The organism is Pyramidobacter sp. YE332, from assembly GCF_033060595.1.
Classification (GTDB): Bacteria; Synergistota; Synergistia; order Synergistales; family Dethiosulfovibrionaceae; genus Pyramidobacter.
In genome coordinates this window covers 802,804-825,524 of the sequence record NZ_CP133038.1, presented here as the reverse complement: position 1 = coordinate 825,524, position 22,721 = coordinate 802,804, and the positions used below count along the sequence as shown (strand labels likewise).

The following is a 22,721-nucleotide window of genomic DNA, read 5'->3' as shown; positions in this document are numbered from 1 at the left end:
ATCACAAAGCACCTCCCATCACTGCCGCTCCGTAAGAGGCCTTGTCCACCAGAGCCTCCGCCGCCGGGCGCACCAGCGTGTTCACCGTCCACGAGGGGAACAGCGAAAGCACGAGAATCGCCGCCGCCAGCACCACCATGCCGGCGATCATCGACTTCGGCACCTCGCGGACCGCCGCGAACTGAGAGCGCTCGGGACCGAGGAACGCCGTCTGGTAGACCTTGACGAAGGAAGCCAGCGTCAGCACCGACGAGACCAGCGCCACCACCATCAGGAACGGATGGACCGCGTAGACGCTCTCGTAGATCATCCACTTGGAGACAAAACCGTTGAACGGCGGCAGGCCGGAAATAGCGGCCGCGGCGATCAGGAACAGCACGCTCGTGACCGGCATGCGCCGCGCCAAGCCGCCCATTTTGTCGAGATCGCGGCTGCCCGCGACGTAATACAGAGCGCCGGCGCAGAGGAACAGCAATCCCTTGTAAAGAATGTAGTTGATCATGTGATAAAGTCCGCCGGATACCGCCGCCAGGCCGTAATCGTTCATGGCCGTCGCGTCGCCCAAAGCCAGCAGCCCGACGCCGAACGCCGTGAGCATGTACCCCACCTGCGACACCGAGTGATAGCCCATCAGGCGTTTCACTTCGTGCTGCACCACCGCCATGGACACGCCGCCGAACATGGACAGGCAGCCCATGACGATCAGCGCCCAGGGCACCGCCGCCGAACCGATCGCCGTACCGTACAGCGAGAAGCAGAAGCGGCAGAGCACCACGAGCGAAGCCTGGCTGGTCGCCACCAGCATTACCGTCACGGAAGCGGGGGCCTCGGCGTAGGAATCGGGCATCCACATGTGCATCGGGAACGCGCCGCACTTCATGCCCAGCGCGACGAGAATGAAGACCAGCACCACTTTGCTGATCAGGTCGGGCTGCACGGCGCGGCTGAAAGCGGCCATGTTGAGCACGCCGTAACGCCCGTAGATGAACGCCAGCCCGATCAGCACCAGCTGGGCCGCCAGCTGCGACACCAGCATGTACTTGTAGGAAGCCTCGACCGACTCGGGACGGTCGCGCCAGAACGCGATCAGGCCGAAGGACGCCACCGAACTGATCTCGAGAAACACGAAAAAGTTGAACAGGTCGCCGGTCAGGATCATGCCCATCGTGCCGGCCGTCAACAGCAGAAACAGCGCGCTGTAAAACTCGAGCCCGGTGAATTTCTTCACGAATTTCAGGCCGTAGATCGTGCCCGCCAGCTGCGCCAGAGCCGCCGCGCAGGCCGCCAGCGCGTTGAACGCGTCGACTTCGAGGATGATGCGCACGGGAATGGCAAATCCCGAAGGCAACGAGATGTTCCACGAAGGCGCCCCCATCACGTAGATCTGCGTGCCCTGGACGAGCACGCGATGCAGCAGCGCGAAGACAACCAGCGTCACCAGCGCGGAGACGCACGTCACCCAACGGTTGCGCGCCTTGGCGCTCACCGCGGCGAAAAGCGGCGTCGCAAAAGCGGCCAAAAGAGGCAGAGCCAGCGCCAGCGCCGGAAGATGGTTCATCAGCCTCATCCTCTCAGCCTCCTGATCTCGCGCACGTCAAGCGTGCCGTAATGGCGGTACAGCATGACGATCAGCGACAGCATCAGCGCCGACGTCGCCAGCGCGATGACGATGGCCGTCAGCGTCAGCGCCTGAGGCGTAGGCAGCACAAAGTTCTCCGTGCCGGCCGGCATCAGGAACTTGACCGGGATATAACCGCCCTCGCGGTACCCCAGCACGATCAGGAACATGTTGGCAGCCGATTCCATCACGTCGATGGCAATGCCGATCTTGATCATGTTCGTCTCCAGCAGGACGCCGAGAAGGCCGATCAAGAAAAGCACGGCCACCACGAAATAAGGCAGATTAGCGCTGATCATGACCAGTCTCCTTTCCCATGCCGTCCTCCTGAACCGTGCCCAGACGAATGGCCCGGAACATCGTCATCAGAATCAGGCTCAGTCCGCCGGCGACTTCGATGCCGACGGCGATATCCATCAGCGCGACCGTGCCGGAAGGCGGCCACCAGGGCTTTACCGCCGCCAGTCGGTCGTGAGCTACCGCAGCCCAGTTCAGCATCATCGTGCCGTCCATCGCCCAGCCCAATCCCATCAGGCCGAAACCGATGAACATGAACAGCCCCAGGAACAGGCAGACTTTGTAAAAATTCTCGTTCAGCCACGCCGAGACGTAAGAGCTGCCCTGGGTGACCAGCATCAGCGCCAGGAACGTCGCGCAGATCGCGCCGCCCTGGAAGCCGCCGCCGGGCGTGATGTCGCCGTGGACGATCACATAGGCGCCGAAAGCCACCATGAACCACGCGTACATGTCGCAGGCCGTGCGCGCGATCACGGAAAGCGGGCGCATGCTCCTGCTCTTCATTGTTTTCTGCCCCCCTTGCGGAACAGCATCATCACCGAGAGAAGCGCCGCAAACAACACCGTCGACTCGCCGATCGTGTCGAAACCGCGGTAGTCGAAGACGATGGACGTGACCACGTTTTCGCACGACAGGTCCGCGCCGGCGCGGTCCAGATAGTGTTCGTCCACCGCGCGTCCTTCAGCCGAAGGCACGCCGAAAGGATGCAGCGACGAAACCGCGCCCATCAGCGCGCCGCCCATCACAATGGCCGCAATGACGAAAAGAATCCGCACGGATTTCATCGGCGTCCGCCTCCGTTTCCGCGATGCACGTAACCGATGCCCGTCAGGGCGATGATGAAGATCGCCGTGTCGAGGGCCGCGCCGATGCCCGCCTGAGCGATCGCCACGTCGGGCGCCTGAAGGATGTAAAACTCAAGCGCCAGCAGCAGACTGAAGGCCCCGGCACAGATCACCGAGCAAAGCAGGTCGCGGAACCAGACCGTGAAAAAGCCGGAAACCAGCAAAAGGATCAGAACTATAAAATGTAGCCAGTCCACGCTTACTCACGCTCCTTTTCCTGCGCCAGCTCGGCGGCTTCCTCTTCAAGCTCTTTTTTGCAGAAGCCGTCGAATTCGTCCACCACGGCAAACCGGGGTTTGATGCCGGAACGGTAGGCCGCGCGCGAAAGCACGTGAGCGCTCGTCGAATTGCCGATCAGCAGCCCGAACAGCGCCATAACGATATGAATGATCAGCACGGCAAACCGCAGCTCGCCGCCGGCGACGATCCTCGCTGCGCAGTAGACGATCACCGCCGCCGCGCAGAAAATCGTCCCCAGCGTGCTGCACTTGGTGGCGCCGTGCATGCGCATGTAGACGTCCTTGAAACGGTACAGCGAGATCACGCCGAGAGAGTTGACCAGCATGCCGAGAAACGCGAAAGGAACGATCAGCACGTACATGATCCAGCTCATGAGCGGCTCCTCCTCTCGATATAACGGGCCAGGAACATGGTCGCCACGAAGGACAGCCCGCCGTACACGATGGACAGGTCCACCAGGAGCACCGAATCGTAAGCGGCCGCCAGCAGGATCATGATCGCAATGACCAGCGAATTCATGGTATCCAGAGCTACGGCGCGGTCGGCGTCCGTCGGCCCCCAGACGATGCGCGCCACCGAGCCGAAGGCCAGCACGCCGAGAACCGCGGCCGCAAAACCAAAGAGCGAACGCGCAAACGTCATTGAGTCAGCCTCCTCGCCCAGGCGCCAAAGCTGCCGTAGATCATTTCCTCCGTCGGGCGCACGTCGGTCACGTTGATCCAATGGACGTACAGATCGCCGTTTTCAGGATCGATATCCACCGTCATGGTCCCCGGCGTCAGCGTGATCGAATCGGCCAGCACCGTCTGCCCCAGCCCGCTTTTCAGTCCCGAAGAGACCTTGACGATGCCGGGCTTCACCCGTCCCGTGACGATCCGCAGCGCCACGTCGATATTTGCCCTGATCAAGGCCCAAAGGAACGGCCCGAAGAAATAACAGATGAACAGCCCCCAGCGTTTCGGGCTCAGGCCTTCCCAGCCGTAGCGCCGTGAACGGTTCTTCCGTCCCAGCGACAGGTACAGGATCGCCGCCACCAGCAGCGCGATCGCGTACTCATAAGCGGGCAGCGCCTCCCCTGACCAGGAAAGAAGCAGATAGGTGATAAACGTAAGCACAAAGACAAACAAATCCCTGTTCCCCCCTCCAGCCAAAATCAACGTGCCGGCGCATGCCGGCCGGCTTTCCAGAAAAAACGCAGCGACGTGCGCCCTTTCAAAAATACCCACGGTCCGATCCGTACCGTCACTCACCAACGCTTGCCGCAACGAGCGCACTGGTAACTTGCGGCGCCTTCCGGCATAAAGAGCCCGCCATAAACGATTTTTCCCTCTTCCTTCTTCCGCGCCATGTCAAAGGGCAGATAACCATAGATGACATCTCTTATTTCTTTTGAGCCGCAGTAAGGACATCTCACCCAACTCACCACACTTTGAACAGAAAAAAACAGAATTACTTATTCATTATACGATAAAATTTACATTGTGCAGAGCTTCGCGAATAAAATACAATTTTTGTACAATACTCTTTTTTTGTCCGTCATTTCTCAGTATGGTTCCTCAAGATACTCGCAGATATGATGAAATTTTTGCAGATCATAGCATGATGCCATTCATTCGTGCCCTTCATCTCCGGGAATCCACCCGCGCCCGTCTCGGACGGTAAAAATCCAGGCGCCATATTTTCCGCCGCCGTCAGAATTTTCTGTCCGCTCCGGGGCCTCGGACAAGAAAAAGTGGAAGCGGCTTGCAGGACGAAAGCCGCTTCCACCTTTCTTTTGGCGAACCGCCGAAATCGAACGATTCGTCGACGATCAGATGCTATGCATGAAGTTCTCGAGCACGCGCTCGCACACCTCGCGATCGCTGTCGGAAATTTTCAGAGCCAACTTGCGGACGAGCTCTTTCTGGCGCTTGCGGTGTTCCTCGTAATAAGCGCGCCCTCTTTCGGAAAGGAGAATCTTGTAAGAACGGCGGTCGTTTTCGTTCCGGCAGCGTTCCACAAGTCCCATGACCTGAAGGCGGTCGATCATCACGGTCACCGTTCCCGTGGTCAGCTCCATGCGGTCGGCGATGTCCTTCATGCGGATGTCTTCATTGCGCCCGATCACGCAGATCGTACGCAGCTGCGGCGCGGACAGCCGCCCCAGCTTCGCCACCGACGCCTCCCAGCCGTAAAACCTCTCGCAGAACTCCACGAGGGTCGATGTCATCTTCTCCAGTGCTTCATCACTCATCATTTCCATATCCATTCCCTTCCAGCGCTTCAGAATTTTTAAGGCGCAAGCCTCGTGCAGCGATTTTTACGGGCGCTTATTTTAACACATAATTTTTTGATTTTCCACTGTCTCATTTATCCAGCGCCATGAAAATCCTTAAAGTCCTGCTTCTGTTCCATTTTACCTCATTTCATTAGCCATGGAAACTGACAACACGAGAATAAAACTAATAAATTGTCAAGCAGATTTCTCTTTTTGACAAAACAGCGCCGCGTCTGTCGCGGCGCCGCCATACTCTCGCCGGCCACGATCTTATACTAATTCTTGATAGAAAGTATTAACATAGTTTTCCGGGGGGTGCGGGGGAGATTCACAAAGCGAGCTGTGCAGACCGCGTAGTGGTCGAGTATGTCCAAGCGACTGAACTCCCCCGCAGCCCCCTTGCGTTCGGCCTTTTAATTAAGAAATAGTATTACTTTCGCCCGTGGCACAGCGAGCATAAAAAATGTTTCCCAGCAATCAATGTGACCAGCATCCCGGGGACATATCAGCCGCCAGGCGCTCCTTTTTCCGCAAAAATTCGGGTGGCTCGCGTCAGTTTTTCAAGCGACCTTCGTGAGTATTTTTTATTTCCCACAACTGCGCCGAAAGGTTGCGTCCGAGTCGTCCCCTGTCCTCTAACCGGTTTTGCCCCGCTATAATCATGCCCGCCCGTCAATAAAAACGCCCCGGCCTTTCGCAACAGGAAAGACCGGGACGCGTGTATGAGGGGAATGACTGTGCGTGCCTTTTAGTACAGCCAGTTGAGGACGAGCGGCGCCCAGAGGACGAAGACGACGGTCATGAGCACGCAAGGGAACCAGCCCATCTTGATGTACTCCTTCATCTTGAAGCCCGCCGCCGAATAGGCATAAGCGGGAGCAGGCGCGGCCATGGGCGTGGCGAAGCAGATGATCGAACCGACGCCGACGCCGGCGAGCACGAGGCGAGGATCCATGCCCAGCGACACGGCCATCGAGGCGGCGATGGGGCCGAACACGGCCCACACGGCCAGATTGCTCATGAACTGCGTGACGACCATCGAGATGACGGCGAACGCGGTAGCGAGCACGACGGGATTGGTCATCGAGGGGAACATCTGCTGGACGAGCCCAACCATCCACTCGCTGGTGCCGGAAACGTTGATCGCTGTGGCCAGAGGCAGGGTGCCGGCAACGAGGAACACGGTCTGCCAGCTGATCGACTGGAAGGCTTCCTTCTCAGTCAGGTAGCCCTTGCCCATGATGACGGCGGCGAAGAACAGGCTGACGAGGTAAGAAGCGATGATCTTCGTCATGCTGGCGACGACCATCAGGATGACGTTGAGAAAGAAGATCGTGACGATGACCTTTTCTTCCTTGGGCGCATAGCGTGCCGGCTTGGCCGCTTCGGCCACTTCGGCCACCGATTCGCTCTTCAGTTTCTGTCCGCGGCTCGTGAACAGGTAATAGGCGACAAGGATCAGCCACATCGGGAACTTGATGAACGTAAAGTCGAACAAGCCGTAGCGCAGCGGCGAGCCCGTCTGCTCAAGGTAGGAGTTGAACCACATGAAATAAGCGATCGAGCCGCCGATCGGGAACATCTGCACCGAGGCCCAGTTGCACACGTCGGCCGTGGGCTTGAAGAGCTTCTTCGGGTCCATGCCGGTATCCTTGCAGATCTCAAGAAGCAAAGGGCTGAGCAGAGCGATCGTGCCGCCGGCGCTGGTCATCATGCCGATCACGGAGCAAGCGATCAGCACCATCAGCGTGACGCGCACGGAGCTGCCCTGCGCGTTGCGGTTGACGAAGTGCTTGATCTTGTTGGTAAACGTCGTCTTGACGAACGCGCCGCCGATGATGAACAGGCCGTACCACGTGATAATCGTCGTATTGGCGAAACCGGCCCACGCCTGAGCGGGCTTGAGGATGCCGGTGGCCTGGAGGGCGACGGGGACCATCAGAGCCGTGAACGAGATGGGCAGCAGCTCGGCGAAGAAAGAAACGGACATGGCGGCAAGGATCGCCAGCAGCGTTGCGACTTGTGCGGTCATTGTACAAACAGATCCTTTCTATATTAAAGAATGTGATTGAAATCCGACACAGCGCTTATGCCCGGTCAGGCCAGTCCTTGAGCGCGTTGTAGAGGAAACGCCCCTTGATGAAGGCGGAATCTCCGCCCAGAGAGTCGACGATCGCAAACGCAAACGGCAGCGAGGTGCCCGGACCGCGGCTGGTGATCAAATGCCTGTCGTCGTCAAAAGCCACCGTGTCGGTCACGTAATTGGCGTCGGTAAAAAGCGGCTCCATCTTGGGACCGGGATAGGACGTGAGCGTCTTGCCCCTGCTCACGCCGGCGGCAGCCAGCACGGCAGGCGCAGCGCACATGGCGCACATGTACTTGTTCGGATCGCCCGCGTAATATCTCACAAGATCGAGCACGCGCTTATCGGCCTTCATCGTGTCGGCCGCGCCCCAGCCGCCCGGGAGCACCAGAGCGTCGTAATCCTTGTACGGCTCGACGTCCTCTCCCATCACCTTGTCGGCGAGGATGCGCACTTTGTGCTGTCCCGTGATGATCTCGCCCTCGATGCTCACGCCGTCGGTGTCGAAACCGGCGCGGCGCATCACGTCGATGATCTCGCTCACTTCGCCTTCCTCGCAGTTGTTGGCGAGGATGACGCAGACCTTCTTCGTCATTGCCGACGACCTCCTTTTTCAATATTTTCTGGCGAAAAGTATAGCGGTCAAAAATTTGAATTTCAATAAATTTACCGATGACGAAAACCGTTTCAGGAAATGAAAACGCGCCGCGAAAAAGCCTATTCAGAGCGGACGCGGGCACACAGCGAAAAAACAGCCTCGAACAGGATTACCTGCCTGTTCGAGGCTGTTTTCGCGTTTTTTTTCGGCCAATGCCTATTTCGCTTGCGCGGAATTCTTCAGATGCGCGTAACTCTGCGCGATCAGGTCAGCGGCGATCTGCAGCTGATACGGGTGCGACGCCTGATCCTGCTTCGATTTGAACGTGATCACGCAGTCGAGGTAATCGTTTTCGCGCACGAGCGGATTGCCCGTGACGAACCAGATCTTCGGGCGCTTGATGTTCGGATGGATACGGTTCTGACTGTACTTGTAGCCGAAGTAGATGCCGGAATAGCTGAAGATGATCACAAGGTCGTTCTCATCGGCTTTTTCCAGATAGTCGATCTGTTTTGAATAGCGCAGACTGGTGTTGACCAGCTTGCCGAGCATGAGCAGATTGGTCTGCAGGTTGAGCGCCGCGGTCGCCGCCTTGAGCGGACCGAAGACCGAAATTTTATCGAACTTTTCGATGTCGCGCGCCAGCAGCTCGATCATCCTCATGTCCAGACTGTCGCGCGCCAGCGCGATGGCGTCGATGACCGCGCCGATGTATTCCTTCTTCTGCGCGGCAGGCGAAGGGGCGTTCGAGGCGATCTCGAACTTGAGGTCCGTGTTGTTGATGAGGCGGCGCAGATCGGCAAAGTCAGTCAGGCCGATGTCGCGGCAGAAACGCGACACCGACGCGGTCGAAACGTAGCAGTCAGCGGCCAGCTCTTTGATCGACAGATCGCGCAGCTCGCCCATGTGCGTGAGGATGTAGGACGCGATCCGCGCGTTCGTCGCGTCCGACGGATGCTCCACCAGCTCGGCCAGCAGCAAAATCGGCAGTTTTCCGTAAAACACGATGTGCTCTCCCCTCTTCCTTAATCAAAATATCAGCACACAACCGAATCATGATTGTTCTTGATTTTACGCCTTTTCGGACCGCGCGGCGAAAAAGATCCACAGGATGCACAAAAAAGCAGCCGCAGGCGTATTCACGGTTCCCGCGGCTGCTTTTATTCCGATGGAGACTAAAACCCATACAGCTCAGCGGGATTGTCCACAAGCGCCAGCCTGCGCGCTCTCTCCGTGGGGAACCACGTCGCGATCAGCTCGGCCAGCTCAGTTTCGTCAGGCTTGACCTTTTCTGTGACATGCGGCCAGTCGCTGCCCCAGACGACGCGCTCGGGCGCGAACCCGGCCAGCTCAACGGCCGTGGCGGTAGCGTCGTTCCAGGGGCGGCCAGCGACGGTGTTCAGATAAGCGCCGGACAGTTTGACCCACGTGGCGCCGCGATCGATCATTTCGCAGATAAATCGATACGCGGGATCCTTGACGCCGAGAGCGGGGTCGAGACGACCCATGTGGTCGATGACCACTTTGCCTTTCAGCTTGCGGATCACGTCGGCATGCTCGAGGTACTGTTTCGCGCTCATGTGCAGCTGCATGTTCCAGCCCATGTCAGCGCAGCGTTCCGACAGCGGCGGACAGTCGTCGAACGAGACGACGGCGTTCTTGGGGTTCCACACGGAAAAGCGCAGTCCCTTGACGCCGCCGGCGTTGAGGCGTTCGAGCTCCGCGTCGGCGACAGAATGATTCACCACGGCGATGCCGACGGCGTCTTTCGCCCCGAATTTCTCGATCGCGTCGAGCAGACACGCGTTATCGGTGCCGAAGGGCTTGGCCTGGACGAAGACGGCACGGGGCAGCTTCAGCGCCGCGGCGACCGCCTTGTACTCCTCCACGGTGCCGCGCTGGGCCTCGGCCTTGCCGTCGTTGGGGAAGGCGGGGTCAATGATGTGCAGATGGGAATTGCACGCGTTTTCGGGCATGGCAAACGAGAAGGGGTGTTCTGAGCTGTTCATGGGGCAGCGCTCCTTTAACAAAATTTGTTACATTTTATTAAAGAAAGGCCGCTGTTGAAAAGCAAAACATATCTCCCCTCGTGCAAAATTTTCTTGCACCGCGGAAAGCGTTTTCGTTGAACTTTTCGCTGCTTACCATTAAGCTGTTTCCAGAATATTTTGCCTCTTGGCAACCAAAAGATGCCCCCATATAAAATTTATGTGCTTTTCTCTCATCTTCAATCGTGATAAATTTTGACTATCAATAAAGAGTCATTATCAGACGATCAGCGCGTGCTGCTTCTTAATCAATCGATCTAAAAATATGAAATGAAAGGAACGCCATCATAATGGGAAAGACTTGCATCGTAAAAATCATGGAGCGCGCGGCGGGCCGCCCGGTCCGGGTGGGCGAACGCGTCTGGTGCCGTGTGGACCTGGCGTCCGCCCGTGATTTCGGCGGCGCCAACTGCGTGCTCCAGTTTGAAAAGGAGATGGGCAAGGACGCCAAAGTCTGGGATCCGGACAAAGTCGCTTATACGTTCGACCTGCAGGCGCCGGCTCATTCAGAAAAGGTCGCCAACAATCAGAAGATCATCCGCGAGTTCGCCAAGCGACAAGGCATTCGACATCTTTTCGACGTGAATCACGGCGTCGGCCAACACGTCATGCTCGAAGCGGGCCTGATCAAGCCCGGCGACGTCGTGCTCGGCACCGACAGCCACATGAACCTGCTGGGCGGCGTCGGCGCTTTCGCGACCGGCGTCGGCAATTCGGACGTCGCCGCCTCCTACATCAACGGCACGGCATGGTTCAGAGTGCCCGAGACCATGAAGATCGAAGTGACCGGCTCGTTCCCAAGGGGCGTATGCATGCGTGACCTGCTGACGAGAATCGTCGGCGACCTCGGCGCCAACGGCATGGACTACCTCGCCGTCGAATTTACCGGCGAAACCATCGACAACGCCACGCTGGCCGAGCGCATCACCCTCTGCTCCATGGTCACGGAGATGAGCGGAAAAGTGCCTTTGATCATGCCCAGCGGCGAAGTGCTCGAATGGCTGGTCGAACGCGCCGGACGGGAAGTCGTCGAACGCGTCAAAACTCTTTCCGCCGATCCCGACGCCGAGTACTGCCAGGCGCTTCGCTACGACGTCAGCGCTTTGGAGCCGCTGGTCTCGTGCCCCGACGCTCCCGACAACGTCAAACCGGTCCGCGAAGTGGCCGGCGCCCATATCGACCAGGTGCATATCGGTTCCTGCTCCAACGGCCGCTACGAGGACATGAAAGCCGCCTACGACGTGCTGATGGCCGGCGGCGGCGCCGTCGATCCCGGAACGCGCGTGATCATCACGCCGAGCACCACGGAAGTGCAGCTCGAGTGCATCAAAAACGGGCTGGCCGCAGCCTTCCTCGAAGCCGGGATCGTCTTCACCAATCCCACCTGCGCCCTCTGCACCGCCGAACACTACGGCGCAATGCCCTCGGGCGACGTGGGCATCGCCACCAACAACCGCAATTTTATCGGCAAAGTCGGCAAAGGCAGCCACACCTACCTGACCAGCCCCATGACCGCCATGGCCAGCGCCGTCCGCGGCCGCATCACCGACCCCCGCGACATTCTCGGACAGGAGGAATGAACATGAGCAAACTGACCGGACGCGCCTGGGTTTTCGACGACAACGTCGACACCGACCTGATCTATCACAATAAATACCTGGCCGAGACCGACCCCAAGCAGATGCCCCAGTACGCCTTCGAATACTATCCCGGGCAGGAGAACTTCGCCAAAGAGGCAAGCCCGGGCGACTTCGTCGTCGCCGGCAAGAACTTCGGCTGCGGATCCAGCCGCGAGCACGCCGTCTATTGCCTCGAATACGCGGGAATCCCCTGCGTCCTCGCCGAAACCTGCTCGCGCATTTACTACCGCAACGCCATCAACAACGGCTATCCCGTGCTGTTCGTCAAAGGATTGTCCGACGCCATCCACAACGGCCGAATCAAAAACGGCGATCAGCTGGAAGTCGACCTCGACACCGGTTCGATCCGTGATCTGACCAGCAACCAGGAATTTCACGGTGACGCCGTCAGCGACCTCGAGCACGAGATCATGGAAGCGGGGGGATTGTTTGGGTATATGAAGAAGCAGGGGAAACATTGAAGAGTTAAAGACGCGCTTGATTAATGACATTTTCTCAAAGAGTTCATTTTACAGAGAACAATTCACAAGGATGATTCATATCATAATAGAAAATCGCTTTAATTTTCTGCGTCGTTTCATATTTTTTACGCTTGCGCTTTCAGATTTTCATGAACAAATCTGTTTCGCTCTTTAACTAGCGCATCCGCTCTAAAATGAGCCCATAATCTAACTGCAAAGGGAGAACAAAACAAGGACAGTGCCTGCTCAAAGAGGAGGAATTTTATGACGTGTATCGAAAAAATGTATGACATTTTAAATACAATTCATTTTGACGTCATACCTGCAGAAGTAAAATCAAAAGCTAAACTACTCTTAAGTGATTATTTGGGGGTTCTGATTGCCGGCTCACAAAAGACGGAAGCTCAACAACTTTTAGCGGCGTTACAAGGGAAAATACAATATCCTGAGGTTTTAGCTTGTTGGCTTGGTACAGTTTCTCGTTTATTAGATTTTGACGATGGACATCGTTATGCTATGGGACATCCAGGGGTTGTCGTTCAGTCTGCGACATTAGCGTGTGCTTATATAGCGCAACAAATTGATGGGAGCAAATACATTGAGGCTCTTGTACGTGGATATGAAATGTATTGTTACCTAGGACGCAGTGTTAATCCTTCAGCCTATACCAAGCGAGGCTTTGACTCCACCGCGATTAGCGGTGCATCAGCTGCTGCCGTTGTCGCTGCGCATATTCTGGATTTAGATAGTCAGAAGACAAAAAATGCAATTGCCCTTGCAGCAACTTTATGCGGTGGGTTAAATCAAGCTGCGATCGACGGCTCATCTCAAAAATATATCCTAGCGGGCTGGGCAGCACAGTTGGGTATCACTGCTGCACAAATGGCCCAAGCCGGAATTGATGGCCCAAGTCACGCATTAGAAGGGGAATTGGGGTTCTGCAATGCTTTTTCTCCCGAACCTAATTTCAATGTACTAAATAATCCTCAGTTAAGAAATGACATTCTACGCGTTTATACTAAGAAATTTTCTTGTGTGCGCAGGATCCATACCCAACTTGATTTACTTGAATCAATTCTTCATGACAATGATTTGACCGAAAAAGATATCGAGCGAATCACGGTATATGGCGGAGAATTTCTTCAACCGGCTGGCTTTTATGATCCTCAAAACCTCGCACAGGCACAAACTTGTATTCCCTATAATCTTGCCTTGCTTTTGCATTATGGACATGTCACTGAAGATGATGTTCGTTCAAATATTGGTAATACAATGATTTCGACCCTAGCAAAAAAAGTGACCGTAGAATTAGATCAAGAGTTTATCCTTCTTTCCCAAAAGGATAAAAGTCTATGGGGTGCTGCCAAGCTTTCAGTTATAACTCATACTGGGCGTACCTTTAGAGCAGAAGAGATTTACCCTAAGGGAGAATTCGAAAATCCGTTTACTGAAGATGATACCAAATCAAAATTTGATATCCTAGTGACTCCCGTATACGGGGTTGATCCCACTCAGGAATTATGGACATTTATCAGCAATATTGACAAGCAATGTCCTATTGATTTTTCAAAACTCCATATTTTAGACCAGACCATTAATGAGGAGTTAGTAAAGTGATGGATAATAAATTTGATATACTTTTAAAAAATGGACGAATTATTGATCCATCTCAAAACATTGACATGATCGGAGATATTGCCGTCAACAAAAAAAAGATAGCTTACCTGGGAGCACCGACACAAGCAAGTGCTAAAAAAACTTATGACATGTCAGGTTATATTATTTGTCCTGGTTTGATTGACATCCACACTCATATTAATTATCGCGGGCAAGCAAATGGGATGCCTGTCGATCTTGCCGATATACCCTATGAAGTCACCTATGCATTCGATGCCGGCAGCACAGGTATATCAGCCTACAAGGCTCTTTTGCAGATGCTTGCAAACTACGACACTCGTTCAAAGATCGCACTGAACGTCAGCCCCATTGGGTTAATCATGACAACCAAGGTCAATGAACCAGTTGATCCAGCATTGTGGGATATGGACGCATTTGAAGAAGCGATAGAATATGGTCAAGACCGAATCTGGGGTTTCAAGATTCGTATTAGGGCTTGTTTAAAAAACGTCAAAGTTGCCTAAATCGATCCAATCGCTTAAACTTTTCTCATGGAAGAGAGAAGATATGAACTGACCTCCAGCGAGTGGAATCGAATCAAGAGAATGCTGCCGCCCGAACACCCGAAATCAGGTCAACGTGGACGCCCGGCAAAATACGATAACCGCAGGATCATCAATGGGATTCTGTGGCTTGCCAGAAGTGGAGCGCCATGGAGAGATCTTCCGGAGCGTTACGGCAAATGGCAGGCAGTTTACGCACGTTTCAGGCTGTGGAAACAGCGGGGAATATTCGAGGCGATCTTTGCCGCCCTAAGCGCTGATGCCGACATGGAAAATCTCTCTATCGACTCCACGTCCTGCAAAGTACATCAAAGTGCCAACGGGAGAGGGAAAACCCCGGAAGGGGGAAAAAAGGGGCTCAAGCGATTGGCATGTCCAGAGGCGGCAAGAATACGAAAATTCATGCGATAGTAGATGGTTTAGGCAATCCGCTGGCGCTCCTGCTCAGTCCCGGCAATGACCACGATTCCCGCCATGCCGTGTCCTTGCTCGGGCAAGCGGAAATCAGAGGGAGCAACGTCATCGGCGATAAGGCTTACGGTTCGCAAGCCATCAGAGAGTACATTACTTCTCGGGAGGGAAGTTACACTATCCCGCCGAAGAGCGATAATCCCGAACCGTGGTTTATAGATGAGCATGTTTACAAGGAACGACACTTGGTTGAATGTTTCTTTCAGAAAATCAAATGGTTCCGTAGAATTTTCACCCGCTATGACAAACTTGACGCTTCGTTTTTCGCTTTTGTTCTTGTCGCTGCCAGTGTTATTTTATTGAAATAATACAAGCTGAAATGTTTTTTAAACAAGCCCTAGTAAAAACATTATCGGAGAGCAGGGATTATACCCTCTAGAAAAAACTATTGAACTCGCGGAACATTATGGGAAAAAAGTTATGATCCATGCAACCAATCCCCCTGAAGAAATGGGAACTGTCGCAGAGCTTCTGCGTCCTGGTGACATTCTTAGTCATATTTTCCATGGTACAGGACTACATTTGTATGCTACAGGTTCTATTGATAGAAAGATACGGGACTCACAAGATCGAGGAGTCATCATAGACGTATCGCCAGGTCAAGGTAATTTCTCGCTAGCGGTTGCTAAGCGTGCCATTGAGGACAAATTTTATCCTAACACACTCAGCACTGATTTAAACGCTAGTAACTGGAACAACCCTATGGTTTTCAGCCTTACTGCAGTCATGTCAAAATTTATGGCTCTCGGCATGTCTCTGAACGATGTTATTCGCACCACAACTGTTACAGCTGCAAAAGCAATGCAAGAAGTTGACCTTGGTACACTCAAACTTGGTACGACAGCTGATATCACAGCCCTTAAAATTATTCAAAAGAATGTTCTTTTCTTCGACAAATTTAACAATACACTTTATGGGGATCAAATTCTATCTGCTGTAATGACCATCGTAAATGGAAAGATTTTATACCAGTCCACAGAGACTCTGTGACCTGAGGTCCTAGCATGACTGGACTCGTACAACGGTTAGCAGATTTCCTCGTGGAACTACATTATAAAAACATTCCCAATAAGACGCTTGACTCAGCCAAACAGTGTATCCTCGATTCAACGGGCAATATGCTCTATGGTTGCTGCACCGCCGTCGGCGAAAAAGCAAAAGCACATATCAAGGCTTTTCCCGGCGACGCAAAAGGATCACTCGTCTTTGTTCCCGGAGGGGATTCTTTTCCCGCCGACGATGCCGCTTTCATCTCTACATTGATGGCGCGGTCGTCGGACTTAGACGATGGTCACCGTGTTGCTATGGGGCATCCCAGCAGTTTCCTCATTCCCGCCGTGATGACTTATGGTCAGGTTATGAACGCGAACGGCAAAGAGATGCTTACAGCCGTTATCGCCGGATATGAAACGTACATCCGGATCGGGGAAACAATCAACCCTTCTTCGTACCGTGAGCGCGGTTTTGAATCAACCAGCGTCACCGGTTCCGTAGCGTGTACAGCCGCGCTTGGTAAACTTTACAATCTTGATGCAGCCCAGATGAAGGACGCTCTTGGTCTCGCAGCAACATTCACAGGAGGGCTCATCGAATACCAAAATGATGGATCCATGGGGAAGGTGCTCAGCGGCGCTTGGGCGATCAGAAACGCCAAGATGTCTCTACAACTGGCGCTCAGCGGCTTTACGGGCCCGGAAGCGATATTCGAAGGGAAAAAAGGTTTCGCTCAGGCATTCTCCAACCATCCCAAACCGGAAAAAGCCGTAGCGGAGCTTGGCTCCGTCTTCAAAATCTCCGAAATCTACTTCAAAGCTCACGCCTGTATGCGCGGCCTCCACTGCGCTATCGACGCCGTTCTCGATCTGCGAGAAAGATTCCATTTGACTCCCGAGAACATAGATTCAATCATCGTCTACACCACGCCTTTTGTGGGGCGTTTGTCAAAACCCTGTCCTCGGACGGAGATTTCGGCACAGAACAGCCTCGAATTCACCATGGCTGTGGCGTTGAAAAATGGACACATCGCCAGCGAACGCGTACTGGCAGCTGCCATGAAACAATCTGACGTTTTTGCAACAGCTCAGAAAATAAAGCTCGTCATGGACCCAGAGGTCAGCGCCTTTGTGCAGGCTCATCCCAGCTGTTGGGGCTCAGTCCGGGTATCCGTGGGAACAAAGGACGGGCAAACACACGAGACGTTCGTCTCCTTGCCGCGGGGAGAAGCGGAGAACCCCTTCTCGTGGGAAGAACTGAAACAAAAATTCTGCCGAATGACGGAGAACACGCCTTACCAGCCTTACGCTTCGGAACTTGCTGAAAGGCTCGCCCATTTTGAAGAACTCTCAGCGCCTGGAAATCTTTATCATCCTTGGAACGAGAGCCGCATCACGCACAATCGACGCAGTTCTCACAAGAAAGGCCGATGAAAGAAATGTACCTCACCGAGAAATTCGCACGTTTTATTGCCGAAACAAACTATGAATCGCTTCCGGAAAGCGTCGTCTATCTGGCCAAGGAACGGATCATGGACACTCTCGGCGCTGCGGTCGCCGGGAGCATCAACTGGGATTATCGCGAACAGATCAAATTAGCCTGCAGGCATCTGGGAATCGGGAACTGCGGCGTCATCGGTTCAAATGAAAAAGTTTTTCCCGCCGCCCACGCCGCCATGATCGACGCGACGTACGCCCACGCCGTCGAGCTCGACGACGGACACAAAAACGCCGGCTGCCACGCCGGGGCAGTCATTGTTCCTACGGCGCTCGTGATGGGGAATGCGCTCGGGCGGACAGGCAAAGAGATCGTTGCCGCCGTGGCGATCGGGTATGAAATAACTTACCGTATCGCCGCCCACGTCAACCCGGCGCAGATCAACAAGGGATTCCACCCTTCGAGCAACTGCGGCGCCTATGGGGCCATGGCCGCGGCCGGCAAACTTCTCGCGCTCGACGCGAAACAGCTTGCCAACGGTCTTGGCCAGGCGGGGATGCTCGCCAGCGGCACGATGGAAGCGACGAAGTCGGGGCAGCGTTCGAAATGCGTGCAGGTCGGCAACGCCGCCTACAACGGCATCATGGCCGCCTATATCGCCCAGACCGGCATGGAGGGGTGTCTTTCAGCGCTGGAAGGTCCGAACGGCCTGTTCAACACTCAGTCGGAAAACGTCGATGTTGAAGCGGTCTGTCAAGGTCTCGGCACGGTCTGGTCGATCGGCGACACCTACAACAAGATGTATCCTTCCTGCCGCCATGCTCAGCCCGGCATTGAAGCGGTCCTCGACCTGGCGTCGGAAAATAATATCACTCCGGCACAGGTGGAAAGCATCTGGATCGGCACGCACAAAGTCGCCTATGAGCTGACAGGCACCATCACGGCGCCGCAAAATTCCGGCGAGGCCAAATTCAGCCTTGCTTACGGTTCTGCCGTGGCGCTTCGCGACCGCCGGTTCGGCGTTGTCGACCTGACGCCCCAGCACTACCGGGATCTGGAGCTTCTCGCTTTGGCCCGGAAAGTTACCTGCGTGATCGACCCCGACGTGCAGTCCGCGTTCCCCAAAAAGCGCGGGGCCAAGGTGAAGATCACGCTGAAAGACGGACGCGTTTTCGAAAAAGAGCTTTACGACCTGAAGGGCTCGCCCGGCAATCCCGTCGGCTGGAATGAACTGGAAGGCAAGTTCCGTTCGAATGCCGCTGCCGCACTGTCTGAAGAAAAGATCGGCGCGATCCTCTCTTTCATCGGCGCGTTCGAAAAACAGAACTCCGTGGAACCGCTCATGAATTTGCTGAACGAGGCTCCCGCTTAACGACTTATTTCTCAAACCCGGCGCAGTTTCTTTTTATCACTTCGATCAACTCACGCCCGTATTCCGGCAGGATTTTTCCCTCTTGAGTCACCAGAACCATATGGTTCAGCGCCTCGACGCCCTTGACGGGGAATACGTTCAGATGACGTTCGGGATCCGCCCGATTCATGCGCCGGATCAGCGGGATGTACATGGACCAACAGAAACTGGCGGCGTAGTCGCGGGCGGACATCATGAAATGCAGATCCAGCTGGGTCAGTTCCATGACGCAGTTCAGATGAAGGTTATGGGCCTGCAGATAAGAGTCCAGCATGATACGGCTGTTGAAGCTCTTACGGTTGAGGATAAAGGGAACGTGCTGGAACATCTTCAGATCGGCGCCTTCCGCCGCGAAGAGTTCCCGGCATTCCGGATACCGCTCCGGAAAGTACTGTTCAAGCATGTTGTCCGAAATGACCAGATAGATCCTTTCGTCCAGCAGCGGCTGAACGGTGAGCTGGCTGCGATTCACGAAGCTCTTGTTCATCAGCACGATGTCGAGCTCATTTTTGAGAACGCTTTCGGTCAACTGTTCGGAAGTGGCGTAACTGACCTCGAGAAGCACGTCGGGATAGATCTTTTTGAACTGCGACAGCAGATCGGGGAACAGGATCCGATAGCGTCCCTCGGTCGTTCCCAGACGAATGATTCCCCTTCTGGACTGACGGATGTCGTCGAGCTGGCTTTCCAGGTTCCTCTCGAGAAACTGGACTTGGCGCAGCATGTTCAGCATGGCTTCGCCGGCTACCGTCAATTTCAGCCTGGGAGAGCGTTCGAAAAACGTGACGCGGTATTCCTGCTCGAGGTTTTTCAGGTATTTGCTCAGACACTGATGGGAAATAAACAGCCGTTCCGCGGCGCGGGAGATGTTCTTCTCCTCGGCAAGAGTGATGAAATAGTTGTAATTGTTCAGCACGACGCTTCACCTCGCAAATAAAATTTGCACATTTCCACAAACATTCTATCTCAAAAATTGCGGATAAGAAAGGAAGTTTTACGATGGCCGACTACAAGCCCAACAGGAAAATTCCCTGCGTCTATATGCGCGGAGGCACGAGCAAGGCGGTGTTCTTTCGCGACGAGGACCTGCCGCAGGACGTGGCGGAACGCGACAAGGTGATTCTTTCCGCCTTCGGTTCGCCGGATCGCCGCCAGATCGACGGCATGGGCGGCGCCAACACGTCCACCAGCAAGGTCGCCGTGATCAAGAAGAGCAGCCGTCCCGGCATCGACGTGGATTACTCGTTCGGCCAGGTCGACGTGACGGCGCCGATCGTCGGCAAGACCATGAACTGCGGCAACATCTCATCCGCCGTCGGGCCGTACGCCATCGACGAAGGCCTGGTGAAAGCCGTCGAGCCCATGACGGAAGTTCACATCTTCAACACCAACACGCAGAAGGAAATCGTCGCCCAGGTTCCCGTCAAAGACGGCCGCGCCGTCACCGAAGGAGATTTCGCCATCGACGGCGTTCCCGGCACGGCCGCAAAAGTCACGCTCAAGTTCGTGGCGCCTCAGGGAGCGGCCTCCGGCAAGCTGCTGCCGACCGGGCATGTCAAAGACTCCATCACTGTCGACGGCACGACCTACGAGTACAGCTTCGTCGACGCCGCCAATCCCGTGATCTTCGTCCATCCAGAGGATTTCGGCGTCTCCGGCACCGAGATTCCGGCGGAGTTCAACGCTTTGCCGAACTGCCAGGAAATCTGCCGCGTCCTCGAGATCATCCGCGGCACCGGCGCCATCACGCTGGGCTTCGCCAAAGATCTCGAAGACGCCAGAAAGAACAGCCAGACGCTGCCCAAGATCGCTTTCGTACGCCGGCCCGTCGACTACACGGCCGGCAGCGGCAAGCCCATCTCCGCCGAAGATATCGACCTGGTCGGACGTTTATTCTCGGTCAACATGAAGATGATCGACGCTTACATGGGCACCGGCGCGATCTGCACCATCACCGCCGCCAACACTCCCGGCACGATCGTCAACGAGATCGTCTGCGGCCGCGGCAAGCGCCCCGACAATCACGCCGCGCACATCCGCATCGGCCATCCCTGGGGCGTCATGGATGCCTACGCCGATCTGAAAGACAACTCCGACGGCACTCATACCGTGCTGAGCGGCAATCTCGATCGCACGGCGCGCCGCATCATGGAAGGCTGGGTCTACGTCCGCGACTAAGTCCGTTCGAAGCAGTATGCTGTGCTATCCCCAAGATCGCCGTTGCTTTTGTACTGCTAAAGCAACGGCGATCTTCACAGTATTAGTATTTGTAAGCGAATAATTATTGTCTATAATGTTTTTCATGAGAGCTACCATTAGAGGAGGCTTAACTATGAACACTGTTATTCAGAACATACTTTCGCGTCGCAGTATACGCAACTATTCAGATACACCGGTTGAATTAGAACTTCTCCGAACGATTATCGACTGTGGCTTACATGCGCCAACTGGGCATAATACACAAAGGGTAAGGCTGTTTGTGCAGACAAAACATGAGTCTTTAGCAAGAATTAATGCTGTCATACAGCGCGAACTACTCGCACATAAATTGACAGAGAATGATATCATGGATTTTTCGGTCGCACGTGCAAAGGCACCTCATTACCATTTTATCTATCATGCACCGGTACTAATCTCTGCCGTAGCCCCTCGAGACAGGACAAATGGAATGGCTGAATGTGCGGCAGCTGTCGAAAACATGCTACTGGCTGCACATTCATTGGGACTTGGCGCATGTTGGATCAACCAACCACATTGGTTCACTGATGTGCCGGCTCTCCGTGCGCTTTTTGTGCCACTGGGACTTACGGATGATGAAGTAATCCTCGCCTCGCTGTGCGTAGGACATACGAACATAGATAATCCGCCGGTTCCATCACGCAAAGATGGCCGCATCCAGAGTGACATTTCGTTGTAAATTTTACAATAATAATTTTTAGAGCGAACCTTTTCGAGAATACTCGTCCGTTGAACAAAGCCCTTTTAAGGAGGTCTTTTGGGAATGAAAACAGCAAGCGCGGGCACGCTTGAATCGATGGATTGTCTGGTCACAGTGACCGAGGCAGCTCCCGGTTCCGGCCTCGTCGTCGAACTTGAAGGGAACGGCGTCAGCCGTTTCCGCTCCGCCATGGAAAAGGCCGTCAGGGACACGCTCGAAGCGCTGGGCGCCAACGACCTGACGGTGAACGTGAACGACCGCGGCGCGCTCGACGTGGTGCTCGAAGCGCGCGTCGAGACGGCCGTGAAGCGTCTGAGAGGTGAGAGATAATGCGCCGCACGATGCTCTATCTGCCCGGCAACAATCCCAATATGCTGGTGCGCGGTCATCTCTTCGGCTCCGACGGCATCGTCATGGACATGGAGGACGCCGTGGCGCTGTCCGAAAAGGACGCGGCCCGCGTCATGATCTCCAAATTTCTCCGGCGCGGCGACTTCGGCAGCGTGGAAGTGACGGTGCGCATCAACGGCGCCGACACCGAGTTCTGGAAGAAAGACCTCGAGGCCGTCGTTCCCTGCAAACGCCTCGACGGCATCCGCCTGCCCAAGGCCGACAGCCCGCAGGTCATCAAAGACGTGGACGAAGAGCTGAGCCGCCTCGAGGACAAATACGGCATCGCGCAGGGGCACATCAAGCTGTTCTGCATCCTCGAAACGGCCTACGGGATCTGGCATGCCTACGACGTCGCCATGGCTTCCAGGCGCGTGACCGCCATCCTGCCCGGCGGCGAAGATCTGGTCGCCGATCTGAAGACAAGCCGCACGCCCGAAGGCACCGAGCTGGAATGGTCGCGCCGCATGATCGTCATCGCCGCCCGCGCCGCCGGGGTGGACGCCATCGACCTGATGTTTCCCCGCGTCACCGACGACGAAGGTCTGCGCCGCGACGCCCAGTTTTCCAAGGATCTGGGGTTCGACGGCAAGAGCATCATCCATCCCAACCAGATCCCCGTCATCCACGAGATCTTCACGCCCTCGGAGAAGGAAATCGAAAAGGCGCAGCGCATCATCGCCGCGGCCGAGGACGCCCGCGCGCGCGGCCTCGGCACGGTGTCCGTGGACGGACGGATGGTCGACGTTCCCGTGGTCAAGCGCGCCCGTTACATTCTCGTCAAGGCCGGCCTGGAAAAGGAGGACGAATAGCC

26 protein-coding genes are annotated in these 22,721 nt (G+C 55.3%); 12 read left to right on the top strand and 14 right to left on the bottom strand.

From position 1 onward, the window contains the following. Window position 1: 1 nt before the first annotated feature. From RAH42_RS03865 to RAH42_RS03805, 13 genes are all read right to left on the bottom strand, one after another. Window positions 2-1,567 (bottom strand): proton-conducting transporter membrane subunit, encoded by a 1,566-nt coding sequence (locus RAH42_RS03865; protein ID WP_078016343.1) that lies wholly within the window; start codon window positions 1,565-1,567, stop codon window positions 2-4. Then, the gene (locus RAH42_RS03860; protein ID WP_009164176.1) at window positions 1,564-1,917 is read right to left on the bottom strand and encodes a cation:proton antiporter subunit C; all 354 of its coding nucleotides are present in this window, start codon (window positions 1,915-1,917) and stop codon (window positions 1,564-1,566) included. The genes RAH42_RS03865 and RAH42_RS03860 overlap by 4 nt, the downstream gene beginning before the upstream one ends. After that, window positions 1,904-2,419: an MnhB domain-containing protein gene (locus RAH42_RS03855; protein WP_078016342.1), complete on the bottom strand. Its 516-nt coding sequence runs from the start codon at window positions 2,417-2,419 to the stop codon at window positions 1,904-1,906. The genes RAH42_RS03860 and RAH42_RS03855 overlap by 14 nt, the downstream gene beginning before the upstream one ends. Next, window positions 2,416-2,700: a hydrogen gas-evolving membrane-bound hydrogenase subunit E gene (gene mbhE, locus RAH42_RS03850; RefSeq protein WP_078016341.1), complete on the bottom strand. Its 285-nt coding sequence runs from the start codon at window positions 2,698-2,700 to the stop codon at window positions 2,416-2,418. Before mbhE ends, RAH42_RS03855 begins: the two co-directional genes overlap by 4 nt. Continuing rightward, window positions 2,697-2,957 (bottom strand): hydrogenase subunit MbhD domain-containing protein, encoded by a 261-nt coding sequence (locus RAH42_RS03845; RefSeq protein ID WP_078016340.1) that lies wholly within the window; start codon window positions 2,955-2,957, stop codon window positions 2,697-2,699. Before RAH42_RS03845 ends, mbhE begins: the two co-directional genes overlap by 4 nt. A gap of 2 nt (window positions 2,958-2,959) precedes the next feature. Then, the gene (gene mnhG, locus RAH42_RS03840) at window positions 2,960-3,373 is read right to left on the bottom strand and encodes a monovalent cation/H(+) antiporter subunit G (RefSeq protein ID WP_078016339.1); all 414 of its coding nucleotides are present in this window, start codon (window positions 3,371-3,373) and stop codon (window positions 2,960-2,962) included. Then, on the bottom strand, window positions 3,370-3,642 hold the full coding sequence (locus RAH42_RS03835; protein ID WP_009164171.1) for a monovalent cation/H+ antiporter complex subunit F: 273 nt from the start codon (window positions 3,640-3,642) through the stop codon (window positions 3,370-3,372). The genes mnhG and RAH42_RS03835 overlap by 4 nt, the downstream gene beginning before the upstream one ends. Next, window positions 3,639-4,115, bottom strand: coding sequence for a Na+/H+ antiporter subunit E (locus RAH42_RS03830; RefSeq protein ID WP_240496143.1), 477 nt, complete (start codon window positions 4,113-4,115; stop codon window positions 3,639-3,641). Before RAH42_RS03830 ends, RAH42_RS03835 begins: the two co-directional genes overlap by 4 nt. A gap of 695 nt (window positions 4,116-4,810) precedes the next feature. After that, window positions 4,811-5,209, bottom strand: a complete 399-nt coding sequence (locus tag RAH42_RS03825) for a MarR family transcriptional regulator (protein ID WP_317540000.1) — start codon at window positions 5,207-5,209, stop codon at window positions 4,811-4,813. A 796-nt stretch (window positions 5,210-6,005) separates the two neighbouring features. Continuing rightward, window positions 6,006-7,289, bottom strand: a complete 1,284-nt coding sequence (locus RAH42_RS03820) for an SLC13 family permease (protein ID WP_078016337.1) — start codon at window positions 7,287-7,289, stop codon at window positions 6,006-6,008. A gap of 55 nt (window positions 7,290-7,344) precedes the next feature. Then, window positions 7,345-7,935, bottom strand: a complete 591-nt coding sequence (locus RAH42_RS03815) for a DJ-1/PfpI family protein (protein WP_078016336.1) — start codon at window positions 7,933-7,935, stop codon at window positions 7,345-7,347. 219 nt (window positions 7,936-8,154) lie between these two features. After that, window positions 8,155-8,943, bottom strand: a complete 789-nt coding sequence (locus RAH42_RS03810) for a MurR/RpiR family transcriptional regulator (RefSeq protein WP_078016335.1) — start codon at window positions 8,941-8,943, stop codon at window positions 8,155-8,157. Between the two features lie 170 nt (window positions 8,944-9,113). Beyond that, entirely contained in the window at window positions 9,114-9,947 is an 834-nt protein-coding gene (locus RAH42_RS03805) for an amidohydrolase family protein (protein WP_078016334.1), read from the bottom strand. 329 nt (window positions 9,948-10,276) lie between these two features. On the opposite strand from RAH42_RS03805, the gene RAH42_RS03800 reads away from it, so the two are divergent. The 8 genes from RAH42_RS03800 (at window position 10,277) to RAH42_RS03765 (ending at window position 18,540) form a co-directional block, all read left to right on the top strand. Beyond that, a complete protein-coding gene (locus RAH42_RS03800) occupies window positions 10,277-11,566 on the top strand; it encodes an aconitase/3-isopropylmalate dehydratase large subunit family protein (RefSeq protein WP_078016333.1) in 1,290 nt (429 codons plus the stop codon). A 2-nt stretch (window positions 11,567-11,568) separates the two neighbouring features. Then, window positions 11,569-12,087: a 3-isopropylmalate dehydratase small subunit gene (leuD, locus tag RAH42_RS03795; protein WP_240496141.1), complete on the top strand. Its 519-nt coding sequence runs from the start codon at window positions 11,569-11,571 to the stop codon at window positions 12,085-12,087. A 264-nt stretch (window positions 12,088-12,351) separates the two neighbouring features. After that, entirely contained in the window at window positions 12,352-13,704 is a 1,353-nt protein-coding gene (locus tag RAH42_RS03790; RefSeq protein ID WP_078016331.1) for an MmgE/PrpD family protein, read from the top strand. Then, on the top strand, window positions 13,704-14,228 hold the full coding sequence (locus tag RAH42_RS03785; protein ID WP_317539999.1) for a hypothetical protein: 525 nt from the start codon (window positions 13,704-13,706) through the stop codon (window positions 14,226-14,228). Before RAH42_RS03790 ends, RAH42_RS03785 begins: the two co-directional genes overlap by 1 nt. A 27-nt stretch (window positions 14,229-14,255) precedes the next feature. Continuing rightward, window positions 14,256-15,046, top strand: a protein-coding gene (locus RAH42_RS03780) for an IS5 family transposase (protein WP_317539161.1) whose coding sequence is annotated in 2 segments (ribosomal slippage) — window positions 14,256-14,624 and window positions 14,627-15,046 — 789 coding nt in all. Because the reading frame shifts where the segments join, the coding sequence is not laid out codon by codon here. A 40-nt stretch (window positions 15,047-15,086) separates the two neighbouring features. Next, window positions 15,087-15,728, top strand: coding sequence for an amidohydrolase family protein (locus RAH42_RS03775; protein WP_317540242.1), 642 nt, complete (start codon window positions 15,087-15,089; stop codon window positions 15,726-15,728). Window positions 15,729-15,742: 14 nt separating this feature from the next. After that, window positions 15,743-17,164 (top strand): MmgE/PrpD family protein, encoded by a 1,422-nt coding sequence (locus tag RAH42_RS03770; RefSeq protein WP_317539998.1) that lies wholly within the window; start codon window positions 15,743-15,745, stop codon window positions 17,162-17,164. After that, window positions 17,161-18,540, top strand: a complete 1,380-nt coding sequence (locus tag RAH42_RS03765) for an MmgE/PrpD family protein (RefSeq protein ID WP_317539997.1) — start codon at window positions 17,161-17,163, stop codon at window positions 18,538-18,540. The genes RAH42_RS03770 and RAH42_RS03765 overlap by 4 nt, the downstream gene beginning before the upstream one ends. A 4-nt stretch (window positions 18,541-18,544) precedes the next feature. Here the strand turns inward: RAH42_RS03765 and RAH42_RS03760 are convergent, their stop codons facing one another. Beyond that, window positions 18,545-19,495, bottom strand: a complete 951-nt coding sequence (locus tag RAH42_RS03760) for a LysR family transcriptional regulator (protein WP_078016327.1) — start codon at window positions 19,493-19,495, stop codon at window positions 18,545-18,547. 83 nt (window positions 19,496-19,578) lie between these two features. On the opposite strand from RAH42_RS03760, the gene RAH42_RS03755 reads away from it, so the two are divergent. From RAH42_RS03755 to RAH42_RS03740, 4 genes are all read left to right on the top strand, one after another. Continuing rightward, on the top strand, window positions 19,579-20,757 hold the full coding sequence (locus RAH42_RS03755; RefSeq protein WP_078016326.1) for a PrpF domain-containing protein: 1,179 nt from the start codon (window positions 19,579-19,581) through the stop codon (window positions 20,755-20,757). 154 nt (window positions 20,758-20,911) lie between these two features. Continuing rightward, window positions 20,912-21,496, top strand: a complete 585-nt coding sequence (locus RAH42_RS03750) for a nitroreductase family protein (protein ID WP_317539996.1) — start codon at window positions 20,912-20,914, stop codon at window positions 21,494-21,496. Window positions 21,497-21,580: 84 nt separating this feature from the next. Next, window positions 21,581-21,847 (top strand): citrate lyase acyl carrier protein, encoded by a 267-nt coding sequence (gene citD, locus RAH42_RS03745; protein ID WP_078016324.1) that lies wholly within the window; start codon window positions 21,581-21,583, stop codon window positions 21,845-21,847. Next, window positions 21,847-22,719 carry an aldolase/citrate lyase family protein gene (locus tag RAH42_RS03740; protein ID WP_078016323.1) on the top strand — a complete coding sequence of 291 codons (873 nt, stop codon included), beginning with the start codon at window positions 21,847-21,849 and terminating at the stop codon, window positions 22,717-22,719. Before citD ends, RAH42_RS03740 begins: the two co-directional genes overlap by 1 nt. Window positions 22,720-22,721: the final 2 nt, after the last annotated feature.

What these genes read in the sequence shown, in the direction of transcription:
- citD (WP_078016324.1), top strand. Translation starts at nt 21,581, where the DNA reads ATGAAAACAGCAAGCGCGGGCACGCTTGAATCGATGGATTGTCTGGTC.
- RAH42_RS03800 (WP_078016333.1), top strand. Translation starts at nt 10,277, where the DNA reads ATGGGAAAGACTTGCATCGTAAAAATCATGGAGCGCGCGGCGGGCCGC.
- RAH42_RS03765 (WP_317539997.1), top strand. Translation starts at nt 17,161, where the DNA reads ATGAAAGAAATGTACCTCACCGAGAAATTCGCACGTTTTATTGCCGAA.
- RAH42_RS03815 (WP_078016336.1), bottom strand. Translation starts at nt 7,935, where the DNA reads ATGACGAAGAAGGTCTGCGTCATCCTCGCCAACAACTGCGAGGAAGGC.
- RAH42_RS03820 (WP_078016337.1), bottom strand. Translation starts at nt 7,289, where the DNA reads ATGACCGCACAAGTCGCAACGCTGCTGGCGATCCTTGCCGCCATGTCC.
- RAH42_RS03790 (WP_078016331.1), top strand. Translation starts at nt 12,352, where the DNA reads ATGACGTGTATCGAAAAAATGTATGACATTTTAAATACAATTCATTTT.
- RAH42_RS03750 (WP_317539996.1), top strand. Translation starts at nt 20,912, where the DNA reads ATGAACACTGTTATTCAGAACATACTTTCGCGTCGCAGTATACGCAAC.
- mbhE (WP_078016341.1), bottom strand. Translation starts at nt 2,700, where the DNA reads ATGAAATCCGTGCGGATTCTTTTCGTCATTGCGGCCATTGTGATGGGC.
- mnhG (WP_078016339.1), bottom strand. Translation starts at nt 3,373, where the DNA reads ATGAGCTGGATCATGTACGTGCTGATCGTTCCTTTCGCGTTTCTCGGC.
- RAH42_RS03860 (WP_009164176.1), bottom strand. Translation starts at nt 1,917, where the DNA reads ATGATCAGCGCTAATCTGCCTTATTTCGTGGTGGCCGTGCTTTTCTTG.
- RAH42_RS03770 (WP_317539998.1), top strand. Translation starts at nt 15,743, where the DNA reads ATGACTGGACTCGTACAACGGTTAGCAGATTTCCTCGTGGAACTACAT.
- RAH42_RS03835 (WP_009164171.1), bottom strand. Translation starts at nt 3,642, where the DNA reads ATGACGTTTGCGCGTTCGCTCTTTGGTTTTGCGGCCGCGGTTCTCGGC.
- RAH42_RS03865 (WP_078016343.1), bottom strand. Translation starts at nt 1,567, where the DNA reads ATGAGGCTGATGAACCATCTTCCGGCGCTGGCGCTGGCTCTGCCTCTT.
- RAH42_RS03805 (WP_078016334.1), bottom strand. Translation starts at nt 9,947, where the DNA reads ATGAACAGCTCAGAACACCCCTTCTCGTTTGCCATGCCCGAAAACGCG.
- RAH42_RS03855 (WP_078016342.1), bottom strand. Translation starts at nt 2,419, where the DNA reads ATGAAGAGCAGGAGCATGCGCCCGCTTTCCGTGATCGCGCGCACGGCC.
- RAH42_RS03740 (WP_078016323.1), top strand. Translation starts at nt 21,847, where the DNA reads ATGCGCCGCACGATGCTCTATCTGCCCGGCAACAATCCCAATATGCTG.
- leuD (WP_240496141.1), top strand. Translation starts at nt 11,569, where the DNA reads ATGAGCAAACTGACCGGACGCGCCTGGGTTTTCGACGACAACGTCGAC.
- RAH42_RS03825 (WP_317540000.1), bottom strand. Translation starts at nt 5,209, where the DNA reads ATGACATCGACCCTCGTGGAGTTCTGCGAGAGGTTTTACGGCTGGGAG.
- RAH42_RS03785 (WP_317539999.1), top strand. Translation starts at nt 13,704, where the DNA reads ATGGATAATAAATTTGATATACTTTTAAAAAATGGACGAATTATTGAT.
- RAH42_RS03755 (WP_078016326.1), top strand. Translation starts at nt 19,579, where the DNA reads ATGGCCGACTACAAGCCCAACAGGAAAATTCCCTGCGTCTATATGCGC.